Raw genomic sequence first — 12,465 nt, forward strand, 5'->3', positions numbered from 1 at the left:
GATTCTTTTCTTCAAATTTACTGGGAATCATCCCTGCGACCTGTAGAACCCAGATCCTTGAGGTTGACTATAGAGAATGCATAAGCGCTATTGTTATATTCGCTTTGGCTGTAGGATTCGCTTGAGTCTGTGACTTGAGTACTTACCCGAAAATTTTTTGTCGTTATAATAGTCATATTCTATTACAGGTGATGATTGTGGATTGTCGTATCGGTTGCGGGGCTTGTTGTATTGCACCCTCCATCAGTAGTGCCATACCCGGGATGCCGGGAGGTAAACCCGCAGGGGTTCGCTGTGTGCAACTGGATGACAACAATCTATGTCGCCTCTTTGGTTCCTCTGAACGTCCCGATGTGTGCAGCGAATTTTCGGCATCGGTCGATGTATGTGGTAACAGCAACGAAGAGGCGCTCTGGCTGATAGGCTCTTTAGAGGTGGAAACCTCTTCCTGAAGGTGAAAGATGCAGTTAACGCGTTATACAGATTTTGGAATAAGAACTCTTATGTACCTGGCGATTCAACCGGAGCGTGAGACTTTGTTTCGAATCGCAGAGATCACAGAGGTTTTTGATCTTTCACCTAATCATGTCTCCAAAATAGTACATCACCTGGGTAAGCTGGGTTATCTGCAAACTATACGCGGAAAGAGTGGTGGTTTTCGTTTGGGGATGGCTCCGGAGAAGATCAATGTCGGCGAACTGGTGAGGGCACTGGAAAACTCACTGGCGCCTATTGATTGCAGCAAGCCTTATTGTCGATTGACTCCTGCTTGTCAGCTGAAAGGGGTTCTGGCTCAAGCTGTGAATGCCTATCTGGCTGTGCTCGACCGTTATACGCTGGCAGACATTGTCAGTAACCAACAGGAGTTGCGAGCCTTGCTGCCGGATCTGGAGATCTCTGTACTGCAACTCTAGTCAGAGTTTTTCACCGCTTGTATTCTGCTTCTGAGCCCATGAGATTGGCAGTAAGTTGGAAGCCGGCACCAGAGTGACCCCTATCTTTGCCAGCTCTGGCAGTCTCTTCTTGAGGAACAGCATACTCTCTGGGTAAGGGTGAGCTATCATCAAGGCTTCACCCTCGCTTTGGGCCTTGGCTATTGCCAAGTCCAATTGTCTTTCGAAAGCCTGCTCGGTTAGCTGATTATCCAAGAACACCTGACGTCTCAGCAGCGGAACGCCGAGGGCATCGGCCTTATCTCCTGCCTTGGTGTAGCGTGTGGTAACACTGTCGATAAAGAAGTGCTCTTCCTGATGCAATACTTCCATTAACCAGCCCATAGGTTGCTCAAGTTGAGTCAACAGGCTCCCCATATGGTTGTTGCTTCCCCTGGCAAAGGGCACGCTCTGCAAAGCTCTCTTGAGGGTTGCTTTAAACTCGGTTTCTGACATCTGGTTGTTGAGCCCACCAGGCCCCATGGCCTTGCCGTTAAGCGCCTGCATGGGGAGGTGCACCATGATTTCGTGGCCTTTGCTGTGAGCCTGGCGAGCCAGTTGTTGCCCGAGAGGGGTATGTGGCAATACAGACAAGGTCACAACTGAAGGCAAGGACAGGGCGGCCTCATCTGTATGGCGGTAACCTATATCATCGATAACGATTGCCAGTCTGGCTCCCCACGCGGGAGAGCAACTTACGACCAGCAGTAGTAAGTAGAAACAATAGCGCACGTTTTATATTAATTTTATTTATTTGATTGTATCCATGCCACCGCCGAGTTGATGGCTCTATCGCTGGCGGTATCTGCATGGGGAGATATGAGGTCGATTATAGGCACAGTTTTGTTATCGGAAACAGTATTGGGTGCGATTTTTATATCGGGTTCCACCCCTTTGGCGTTGATATCCAGGCCCTTGGGCGTGGTATAGCGGGCTATGGTCAGCTTGATGGCATTACCATCGACAAGTGTTGGGATCAGGCTTTGTACTGTACCTTTACCGAAGCTGGTTTCACCTATCACCTTGGCACGGTTGTTCTCCTGCAGCGCCGCAGCTAGCACTTCGGATGCTGAAGCTGAACCGCGATTGATCAGCACTAATATGGGCACGCCGGTCAGCATGGTTTGCGGAGATGCATAGTAATCTGAGTTGGCATCGAAGAAGCGCCCTTCGGTGGCGACTATACGGCCCTTATCCAGAAACAGATCGGCAATTCGAATCGCTTGATCCAGCAAGCCTCCGGGATTGTTGCGCAAATCCAGAATCAAACCATTTAGTGGCTGCTGTTGCCACTCGCTCAACAGATGGACTATGTCGCGGGTCGAATCTTCCTGAAAACTTGCCAGGCGAATATAGCCAATGTCGTTGGTCAGCATTTTCCCAAGCACAGAGTGGACGCTGATAGTGGCCGGTTTAAGGCTGACTTCAAAGCTGACATCCGAGTGAGCATGATGGAGCTGCAGCGATAACTCACGGTTGCTGCTGCTGAAGTGCTTTATTTGGCTAAGCACTTCTTCCAGAGACTGCTTGGCAATACTCTCTCCATTGACGGCAGTAACAATATCGCCGGCCATGATCCCGGCTTGTTCGGCCGGAGAGCCGGGGAAGGGCGCGATAATTCTGAGTTTTTCCCCTTCGGTGGACACTTCAAAGCCGTAGCCGAAGTATTCCCCTCGGTTGCTGTCCCTGAGGCTGTTCATCTGCTCGGGTTTCAGAAAACTGGAATAAGGGTCGAGACGTTGAAATATGCCTTCAATGGCGGCGTCGACAAGTTCCCTGCGGCTGATGTCCCTGACGTAGTAGGTTTCCACTGTATCCATCACATCCAGCAGCAATGAAAGCTCGTGAGTGTGGTTGGGTTTGGGAAAGTTTTCGTGGCTAGCCAGGCTGAGAGAGATTCCCATGACTATACCAAGACCGATATACAGCAGGTTGCGAATAGAGTTGCCCATGTTGCCCCCTTTGAAGTGCAGGGGGCTGATGATTAACGCCGACAGTAATTTGCCGGATCGACAGCTTGCCCCTTATGCCTTATTTCAAAGTATAGGCCAGGCTCGGTTTGTCCTCCGGAACGTCCTACCAGTGCTACAGCTTCGCCGGCCTTGACCGTATCTCCTGCATCTTTCAGCAATGCCTGGGCGTGGCCATAAAGGCTCATAAAGCCTTTGCCATGGTCGACAACCAACACCATACCAAAACCGCGCAGCCAGTCGGCATAGATCACCTTGCCGGCGGCTACGGCGCTGATAGACTGGCCCTCCGGGGCCGATAACATGACACCTTTCCAGCGCACATTGCCGGAGCGCTGACTGCCAAAGCTGTTTTTGATCCTGCCCTTGGTGGGCCAATTGAGTGAGCCGCGGGACTTGGCCAATCCATCCATGCTTGGGCTATCACGCATGGCAGCCAGAGCTTGCTCTACAACCCGTTTCAGCGAGGCTTCTTCTATCTGCAGTTGCTCCAGTTCTGAGGCCTTACTGCTGATGGTGCGTTGCAGTTCTTTCAATGTCTGTTGTCGCTGATCCTGTTCTTGATTGAGGCGCTTGGATTGAGCCTTTTGATCCAGTACCAGCTTGTTGAGTCGATTGCGTTCCTGCTGCTCGCTCTGCTGTACCGCCGACAATTCCTGGCGGGTTTGTTTCAGTTGTTCTATGGCCTGCATTCTGGCCTTGTTGAGAAAGTCATAGTAGGCCAGCATCCGTTCTATGGTGGCCGGGTCTTGCTGGTTGAGCAGCATCTTACTGTAATCATGATTCCCGGCGAGATAAGCACTGGTTAGCTGTTTGGCCAGGGTTTGCTGTTGGCTTTCTTTGAGCTTGTCCAGCTGTGCGGCTCTTAGCTTCAGCTCGGACAGACGCTTTTCGGCATCGCTGAGAGCATTTTCAGTTTGGTTGACCTTACGGGCGGCATCTGCGATAGCCTGCTCGTCTTTTTTCAGCAGTTGCAGCAGTTTTTCCCGCTGTTTGCCTGTGTCTCTCAGAGCGTTTTGCTGGGCGGTGATCTGGGATTGCAGTGCCTTTAACTCGGACTGACGCCGCTCCAGATCGGATGCCTGCAGCTGAGAGGAAAACACGAGAAAGCCAGCAAGTATGCTGGCTTTGGCTAAAATACGCTTCTGCACCGGGTCAGTGTTACTCTTTTGTATGGATTAACGGACGCCCTGTCATTTCGTCAGGAATGCTCTGTCCCATCAGTGTCAGCATGGTTGGTGCGATATCACTCAGGCGGCCACCTTCATCGATTGTGGCCTTGCGACCGACATAGATAAAGGGCACCAGCTCACTGGTGTGGGCGGTATGAGCCTGGCCTGTGGTTTCGTCCACCATCTGCTCGGCGTTGCCGTGGTCGGCAGTGATAATGCACTCACCATCTACCTTGGCCAGTGCGTCTACTACTCGGCCTATGCAGGCATCTACAGCTTCGCAAGCCTTGACCGCAGCATCAAACTTGCCGGTATGACCTACCATGTCACCGTTGGGGTAGTTACAGATAATGACATCATATTTAGTTGATTCAATAGCTTCAACCAACTTATCTGTCAGCTCTGTCGAACTCATCTCAGGTTGCAAGTCATAGGTAGCGACTTTGGGTGAATTGATCAGAATACGGTCTTCACCCTCGAATGGTTGTTCTTTACCGCCATTGAAGAAGAAGGTTACGTGGGCGTATTTCTCGGTTTCTGAAATACGCAGCTGGGTCAGGCCGCGATTCTGCAGTACTTCGCCCAGAGTGTTGACTAGGTCTTCCGATGGGAAGGCTACCGGGGCTTTGATATCGGCGGCATACTCGGTGAGCATGACAAAGTTAACCTTGGGCGTCACTGCGCGTTCAAAACCATCGAAATCCGGATTGACGAAGGCGCGGGTGATCTGTCTGGCGCGGTCGGCACGGAAGTTCATGAAAATCAGCGCATCGCCATCGTGCAGTGTTGTGGCCTTACCTTGATCCAGAATCGCAGTTGCGGCAACAAACTCATCGTTTTCATCGCGGTCATAGGCAGCTTCCAGCGCGGCTACGGCAGAGTCGGCACTGTATTTCCCCTGACCTTGAGTGATCAGATCGTAGGCTTGGGAGACTCGGTCCCAACGGTTGTCCCTGTCCATGGCATAGTAGCGGCCAACGATGGAGGCTATGCGACCTCGGCCCAATTCGGCAAACAGTTTGTCGAAGCGTTCCAAGCTGGCTTTGGCGCTGCGTGGTGGGGTGTCACGCCCATCGAGGAAGGCGTGCAGGTAAACCTGCTTGGCACCCCGCTTGACGGCCATGCGGCACATGGCTTCAAGATGATCTTCATGGCTGTGAACACCGCCGGGTGACAACAGTCCCATGATGTGTACTGCGCCGTCTGCCTTGATGGCAGCGTCGACCGCCTCGATAAGTGCTTGGGTTTGCTCAAATTCGCCATCTTCAATGGCCTTGCTGATGCGGGTCAGTTCCTGATAAACGATACGGCCGGAACCAATATTGATATGGCCCACTTCAGAGTTGCCCATCTGCCCGTCAGGCAAACCTACATCTTTACCTGAGCCGGAAATCAAACTGTGGGCGTATTCGGCGTTGAGTCTGTCGAGAACCGGAGTGTTGGCGTGATGGACGGCATTCATATGCGTGCCCTCACGATAACCCCAGCCGTCCAGAATAAGCAGTGCCAAAGGACGTTTGCTTGTCTTCATGTTGATACCTGTAAAGTTGAAAGAATCGGTCAAATCTGAAATTGGTTAAATATTACTACGTCTGTCCTGAGGGCAAAAGCCATTTGCCCCGATTGTGATAATAGGGCGGACCGCGCCTTAACGCCGACTCAAGGGGCAAAACTGCTGTGAAACAGCTGCAATCTGCCTGGCCTCTGGGTATACTCTGCGCTTGTCCTAAATGGCCCAATAGATAACAGGCAGTTAAAAATGCAGGAATATGTAGAGTTTCTTAAAGCCCACCCCATGCTGAGCCTGGCCTGGGTAGGTTTGTTTATAGCCGTGGTGGTAACCCTGTTCAAATCCGGCTTCTCCAAGGTTAAAACCGTTGATCATCAGCAGGCGATTTTCCTGATGAATAAAGAAGATGCCAAGGTGATAGATGTGCGTGCCAATGCCGACTTCCGTAAGGCGCATATTATCAATGCCCAGAATGTACCTATGGCCGACATCAAAAATAATCAAATCGCTAACCTTGAAAAGTACAAAACCACACCCATTATACTGGTATGCAACGCTGGCATGACCTCATCTCAAGCGGCTCAGATTTTGGTTAAGCAAGGCTTTGAAAAAGTCTTTAACCTCAAAGGTGGTATGGGTGATTGGCAGGCAGCAAATATGCCTGTGTCCAAAAGCAAAAGATAATGAGTGTCGGCGGTTGTCATTGCATCCTGCGCCCTTCTATTAGTAGAGTGGGCCATGCTGAAGTGGCAACCGGCATCCTGAGTTCTGTTCCGGCGCTGAACAGATGAATAGCAGGGATGATGACTGGGAGTCGCAACCGACCCGAGTAACATACGCCCCAAACACCGGCTCATTGCAAGCCGAGACTAAATGGATAGGTAGGAATTATGGCTGAAGTAGCAAACAACGAACAACAAGCCCCACAGTTCAACATTCAACGTGTGTATATCAAGGACGTTTCTTTCGAAACACCTAACAGCCCAGCGGTATTCCAGAAAGAGTGGAATCCTGAAGTTAAGCTGGATCTGGATACCCGCAGCGCCAAGTTGGCCGATGATGTATTTGAAGTGGTACTGTCACTGACTGTGACTGCCAAAAACGGTGAAGAAACTGCGTTCCTGTGTGAAGTACAACAAGCCGGTATCTTCTCTATCTCAGGTCTGAGTGATCCTCAACTGGCTCATTCTCTGGGTGCTTACTGCCCTAACATCCTGTTCCCTTATGCCCGTGAAACTGTGGCAAGCCTAGTATCCCGTGGTACTTTCCCACAGCTGAACCTGGCTCCTGTGAACTTCGACGCCCTGTTCGCTCAGTATGTGCAGCAGCGTCAAGCCGCCGCAGAGCAAGCTCCGGCCGAAGAAGCGAACGCGTAATCAGCCGATGAAAGACACTGCCGAAATAACGGTATTGGGGGCGGGCTCTTATGGCACCGCCCTTGCCATTTCTTTGGCCAGCAATGGACACAGCACCCTGTTGTGGGGGCATGAGCCCGAGCATGTGGCCAAACTCGCTGCCGAGCGCAGCAACCAAGCCTTTCTTCCCGGGATAGCCTTTCCCGACTCCCTGGTGATGGAAGCCGATCTGGCCAAAGCATTGGCGGCGTCGCGGAATATTCTGGTGGTGGTACCAAGTCACGTTTTTGCTGATGTGCTGGCTCAGGCCAAGCCTCTGCTGCGTGATGATGCCCGCATCATTTGGGCCACCAAGGGGCTGGAGCCGGAAAGTGGTCGCCTGTTGCAGGATGTTGCCCGCGATGTGCTGGGGGAGAAGTATCCGCTGGCGGTATTGTCCGGACCGACTTTTGCCAAAGAGCTGGCGGCAGGTTTACCAACCGCCATCTCAGTGGCTGGTACCGATGCCGAGTTTACCCAGGATCTGGTGGAGCTGTTGCACAGCCCCAAACGTCTGAGAGTCTATGCCAATGACGATTTTATCGGCCTGCAACTCGGTGGCGCGGTCAAGAATGTCATCGCCATAGGTGCCGGAATGTCCGACGGTATAGGCTTTGGTGCCAATGCCCGTACTGCCCTGATCACCCGAGGTCTGGTGGAGTTGAGCCGTCTGGGAGAAGCCCTGGGCGCCCATGCATCTACCTTTATGGGAATGGCGGGTCTTGGGGACCTGGTGCTGACCTGTACCGATAACCAATCGCGCAACCGTCGCTTTGGTTTGGCATTGGGTAAGGGTTGTGATGTCGATACTGCCCAGGCTGAAATCGGTCAGGTGGTTGAAGGGTACCGCAACACCAAAGAGGTCTACACCCTGGCCAAGCGCTTGGGAGTCGAGATGCCGATCACCGAGCAGATCTATCAGGTGTTGTATCAGGGCAAATCGCCTATTGATGCGGCCAAAGAACTGCTGGCCAGAGAGAAGAAGTCGGAAACCTCGGCAGACTGAGCCATCTCCAATCCCGGAAAAGGATGCTAGAATAGCGTCCTTTTTTATTGCCCCTTGTTGGGCCCGAGAGTGAGCGTTATGTCCGTTAAACAGCATCAGGTGATCATTATCGGCGCTGGCGCCGCAGGGTTAATGTGTGCCCTCACTGCCGGATATCGGGGCCGGGATGTCCTCTTGCTGGATAACGCCAAACAACTGGGGCGCAAAATTCTGATCAGTGGCGGCGGTCGCTGCAACTTCACCAATCAGAACATTGAACCGGGCGCCTATCTCTGCAGTAACCCACACTTCGTCAAGTCGGCGCTGGCTCGTTTCAGCCAGTGGGACTTTATCGCCATGGTAGAGCGGCACGGCATCGATTATCACGAGAAGACCCTGGGACAGCTATTTTGTGATGACTCGGCTAAAGACATTGTTGATATGCTGACCACAGAGTGCGATTGGGCCGGAGTCAAAATTCAGCTGCGTACCGAAATTCTGTCTGTGGCAGCCACAGATGACGGTTACAGCCTGCAAACCAGTGAAGGGGAATACCGTTGTGAATCACTGGTGATAGCCACTGGTGGCTTGTCCATGCCGAAGCTCGGGGCAACGCCGTTTGGATTCCGCATTGCTGAGCAGTTTGCCATCAAGGTGTTGCCGACCACTGCCGGGCTGGTTCCCTTTACCATACAGCCTGAAGACAAGGCCAGGTTTGAAGGCCTGTCTGGTATCAGCTTGCCGGTTATCGCCAAAGCCGAGTGCGGCAAGCAGTTTAGAGAGGCCATGTTATTTACTCACAGAGGTTTGTCCGGGCCGGCTGTGCTGCAGATCTCTTCCTACTGGCAGCCAGGCCAGAGTGTGCTTTTTGATTTACTGCCGGACCTGGATTTTGTCGACTGGTGCAAAACAATTACTGCTGAATCACCAAAATTGTCGCTTAAAAATGGATTATCTCGGTTGTTACCTAAGCGCTTGGTTGAGAGGCTGCTGGAGCTGGGTGAATTACCCAACAAGAACCTTAACCAACTGTCCAAGGCTGATATAGCTGCGCTGGACAGTTATTTCCACTGCTGGCAGATCCAACCCGGCGGCACCGAGGGTTATCGTACCGCCGAGGTGACTCTGGGCGGAGTGGATACCGATGAGTTATCCTCCAAGACCATGGAGGCCAAGCGTCATCCCGGGCTCTATTTTATCGGTGAAGTGGTGGATGTCAGTGGCTGGCTCGGCGGCTATAACTTCCAGTGGGCCTGGAGTTCCGGCTACGCCGCCGGTGAAGTGGTGTAACTGATATCAATCCAATAAAAAACGGCTGCATTGGCAGCCGTTTTTGCGAGCATCTGTTTGCTTATTCAGCCTTAGTCTTGCTCAAGTGACGACGGTAGATCAGCAGATAGAGCGCCGGAAGAACAAAGAGCGACAGCACTGGGGCGGTAACCATACCACCGACCATGGGCGCGGCAATCTTCTGCATCACATCGTTGCCCGAACCTGCGCCCCACATAATAGGGAGCAGACCGAAGAAGATGGTCGCCACTGTCATCGCCTTGGGGCGGATCCGCATCACCGCACCTTCAATCAGGGCGTCCTTGAGGTCTTCCACTCTGTGGTATTCGCCTCTGTCCTGCTTGTGCTTGATGGCATTGTTGAGATACACCAGCATGACCACACCAAACTCGGCCGCGACCCCGGCGAGGGCTATCATGCCCACCGCGACAGCGACCGACATGTTGTAGTCCAGCAGATACAGCAACCAGGTACTGCCCACCAAGGCAAACGGCAGCGACAGCATAATGATGCTGGCCTGCATGGATGAGCCGAAGGTCATCATCAGCAGTATGAAGATCACCGCCAGTGCCATGGGGATCACTTGCTGCAGTTTGGCATCGACCCGCTGCATATACTCATACTGGCCGGCAAAGCTGTAGCTGTACCTGGCCGGCAGCTTGAGCTCCTGCTCCAATACCGGCTTGACGGCTTCGATATACTCACCGATGGACGTGCCGCCGATATCGACAAATACCCAGGAGATCAAACGACCATTCTCACTCTTGAGCATAGGCGCGCCATCCGTGATTTCGATGTCGGCCAGATTGCGCAGCGGCAGATAGTGGCCACTCTTGGTGATCACCGGCAGCTCTCTGAGCTTTTCTATATTGTCACGCAAGTCTCTTGGATAGCGCAGGTTGATGGGATAGCGCTCGGCACCTTGAACCGACTCACCGATATTCATGCCGCCTATGGCGTAACGTACTACGTCCTGAATATCGCTCAGGGTCATGCCATATCTGGAGGTCACCTCGAGTTTCGGCGTGATGTCTATGTAGCGGCCGCCACCCACCCGCTCTGCATAGGCCGACTTGGTATGAGGCTGCGCCGATAGAATCGCTTCTATCTGGGCCCCTATCTCCTGCAGTTGATTAACATCGGCGCCGGTGATCTTAATCCCCACAGGCGTCTTGATACCGGTAGACAGCATGTCGATACGGGTCTTGATCGGCTGTACCCAGGCGTTGGTGAGACCGGGCACTTTTACCGTACTTTGCAGCTGGGCAATAATGCCGTCGAGATCCATGCCTTCGCGCCACTGCTCTTTGGGTTTGAGCATTATGGTGGTTTCCAGCATGGTCAATGGCGCAGGATCCGTGGCTGTTTCGGCGCGGCCAACCTTGCCAAACACCCGCGCCACTTCCGGAACGGTTTTGATTAGCCGGTCGGTTTGCTGCAGCACTTCGGCGGCCTTGCTGGCACTGATGCCAGGCAAGGCTGTTGGCATGTACAGGAGATCCCCTTCCTCGAGCTCGGGCATAAACTCGCTGCCCATATGACTCACCGGATACCAGGCACTGGCCAGCGCCACCAGAGCCGCCAGCAGGGTCAACTTGGGGAAGCGCAGCACGGCATTGAGCATAGGCTTGTAGATGGCTATCAACACCCGGCTCAGTGGGTTGCTGCTTTCCGAGGGGATCTTGCCACGGATAAAGAAGCCCATCAGGATAGGCACCAAGGTGATCGACAACACAGCTGCTGCGGCCATGGCAAAGGTTTTGGTATAGGCCAGAGGGCTGAACAGCCTGCCTTCCTGGGCTTCGAGGGCAAATACAGGCACAAAGCTCAGAGTAATGATCAGCAAGGAGAAGAAGAGTGCCGGGCCCACCTCAATGGAGGCTTCGGCGACAATTTTCCAATGCTCTTTGGCGTCGGGTTGGCGTTGGTGGTCCTGTTTGAAATGCTCGAGGTGCTTGTGCATATTCTCGATCATCACAATGGCGCCATCTACCACGGCCCCGATGGCGATAGCGATACCGCCAAGACTCATGATATTGGCGTTAACCCCCATCTTGTTCATCACAATAAAGGCAATCAGTATCGACAGTGGCAGGGTAATGACGGCCACCAGGGTCGAGCGGGCGTGCAGCAGAAACAGCAAGCAAACAATGCTCACAACTACCATCTCTTCCAGCACCTTGTGCAGCAAGTTGTCGACCGAATTTTCAATCAGTTGCGATCTGTCGTAGGTGGGGACTATTTCCACGCCTTCGGGGAGACCCGCCTTGAGTTCTTCCAGCTTGGTTTTCACCGCCTCAATAGTCGCCAGGGCGTTTTCCCCATAGCGCATGACTATGATGCCACCGACGACTTCGCCCTCACCATCGAGCTCTGCTATGCCACGGCGGGATGCCGGGCCCTTGCGTACAGTGGCAACGTCTTTCAGCAGCAGTGGTGTGCCTGAGGGACTGGTGATCCCCAGTGGGATTTCACGAAAGTCCGCCAGTGTTTGACGATAGCCCTTGGCGCGTACCATATACTCGGCTTCGGCCATCTCCACCACAGAGCCGCCGGCCTCGTTGTTGGCCTTGGTAATAGCCTGCTTGACCGAGGCGATATCCAGCTTGTAAATCGCCAGCTTGTCCGGCTCCAGCACTATCTGATAGGTCTGTTCCATGCCTCCGACTGTGGCGACTTCCGATACCCCGGCAACACTCTGCAATTCCAGCTTCAAATACCAGTCCTGCAAACTCTTGAGTTGCGAAAGGTCCAGATTACCGCTGCGGTCTACCAGGGCGTATTCATAGATCCAGCCGACCCCGGAGGCATCGGGCCCCAGTGAGGGTTGCACCCCTTCGGGTAGACGGCTGCTTATCTGGCTCAGGTATTCCAATACCCGGGAGCGGGCCCAATAGATGTCTGTACCATCTTCAAAGATCACATAGACATAGGAGTCACCGAACATGGAATAGCCGCGCACCGTCTTGGCCCCGGGCACGGCCAGCATGGCGGTGGACAGGGGATAGGTCACCTGTTCCTCTACCAGCTTGGGCGCCTGTCCCGGATAGGCGGTTTTGATGATGACCTGCACATCGGACAGATCCGGCAGGGCGTCGAGCGGCGTGGTACGCAGCGCCTGAATCCCCCAAACCGTCACCATCAGGGTGACAATCAGCACCATCACCCTCTGTTTGATGGAGGCTTCAATGATTTTTTTCAGCATGTTGCCT

General features: G+C 53.3%; 11 protein-coding genes. 6 read left to right on the top strand and 5 right to left on the bottom strand.

The features are described from left to right. The first annotated feature begins 197 nt into the window (after positions 1 to 197). Positions 198 to 452 (top strand): YkgJ family cysteine cluster protein, encoded by a 255-nt coding sequence (locus HCX89_RS15725; RefSeq protein ID WP_025010846.1) that lies wholly within the window; start codon positions 198 to 200, stop codon positions 450 to 452. 9 nt (positions 453 to 461) lie between these two features. Then, positions 462 to 914 (top strand): Rrf2 family transcriptional regulator, encoded by a 453-nt coding sequence (locus HCX89_RS15730; protein ID WP_044733455.1) that lies wholly within the window; start codon positions 462 to 464, stop codon positions 912 to 914. Here the strand turns inward: HCX89_RS15730 and HCX89_RS15735 are convergent, their stop codons facing one another. The 4 genes from HCX89_RS15735 to gpmM are packed head-to-tail and all read right to left on the bottom strand — an operon-like array spanning position 915 to position 5,605. Then, a complete protein-coding gene (locus HCX89_RS15735; protein ID WP_167716654.1) occupies positions 915 to 1,664 on the bottom strand; it encodes a divergent polysaccharide deacetylase family protein in 750 nt (249 codons plus the stop codon). Between the two features lie 14 nt (positions 1,665 to 1,678). Then, positions 1,679 to 2,884, bottom strand: coding sequence for a S41 family peptidase (locus HCX89_RS15740; RefSeq protein ID WP_045283938.1), 1,206 nt, complete (start codon positions 2,882 to 2,884; stop codon positions 1,679 to 1,681). A gap of 32 nt (positions 2,885 to 2,916) precedes the next feature. Next, positions 2,917 to 4,053 (bottom strand): murein hydrolase activator EnvC, encoded by a 1,137-nt coding sequence (locus HCX89_RS15745; RefSeq protein WP_101058650.1) that lies wholly within the window; start codon positions 4,051 to 4,053, stop codon positions 2,917 to 2,919. 10 nt (positions 4,054 to 4,063) lie between these two features. Further along, positions 4,064 to 5,605, bottom strand: coding sequence for a 2,3-bisphosphoglycerate-independent phosphoglycerate mutase (gene gpmM, locus HCX89_RS15750; protein WP_101058651.1), 1,542 nt, complete (start codon positions 5,603 to 5,605; stop codon positions 4,064 to 4,066). A gap of 228 nt (positions 5,606 to 5,833) precedes the next feature. Between gpmM and HCX89_RS15755 the strand changes: the two genes are divergently transcribed. The 4 genes from HCX89_RS15755 to HCX89_RS15770 all read left to right on the top strand — a co-directional run bounded on the left by HCX89_RS15755 (position 5,834) and on the right by HCX89_RS15770 (position 9,253). After that, on the top strand, positions 5,834 to 6,268 hold the full coding sequence (locus HCX89_RS15755) for a rhodanese-like domain-containing protein (protein WP_025888165.1): 435 nt from the start codon (positions 5,834 to 5,836) through the stop codon (positions 6,266 to 6,268). A 206-nt stretch (positions 6,269 to 6,474) separates the two neighbouring features. After that, the gene (gene secB, locus HCX89_RS15760; protein WP_025010842.1) at positions 6,475 to 6,960 is read left to right on the top strand and encodes a protein-export chaperone SecB; all 486 of its coding nucleotides are present in this window, start codon (positions 6,475 to 6,477) and stop codon (positions 6,958 to 6,960) included. 7 nt (positions 6,961 to 6,967) lie between these two features. Beyond that, on the top strand, positions 6,968 to 7,984 hold the full coding sequence (gpsA, locus tag HCX89_RS15765) for an NAD(P)H-dependent glycerol-3-phosphate dehydrogenase (protein WP_071237641.1): 1,017 nt from the start codon (positions 6,968 to 6,970) through the stop codon (positions 7,982 to 7,984). A gap of 78 nt (positions 7,985 to 8,062) precedes the next feature. Then, a complete protein-coding gene (locus tag HCX89_RS15770; protein ID WP_167716655.1) occupies positions 8,063 to 9,253 on the top strand; it encodes an NAD(P)/FAD-dependent oxidoreductase in 1,191 nt (396 codons plus the stop codon). Between the two features lie 61 nt (positions 9,254 to 9,314). On the opposite strand, the gene HCX89_RS15775 is transcribed toward HCX89_RS15770, so the two are convergent. After that, entirely contained in the window at positions 9,315 to 12,458 is a 3,144-nt protein-coding gene (locus HCX89_RS15775; protein WP_115389551.1) for an efflux RND transporter permease subunit, read from the bottom strand. Positions 12,459 to 12,465 lie beyond the last annotated feature (7 nt).

It is taken from the genome of Shewanella sp. Iso12 (genome assembly GCF_012030025.1).
Classification (GTDB): Bacteria; Pseudomonadota; Gammaproteobacteria; order Enterobacterales; family Shewanellaceae; genus Shewanella; species Shewanella algae.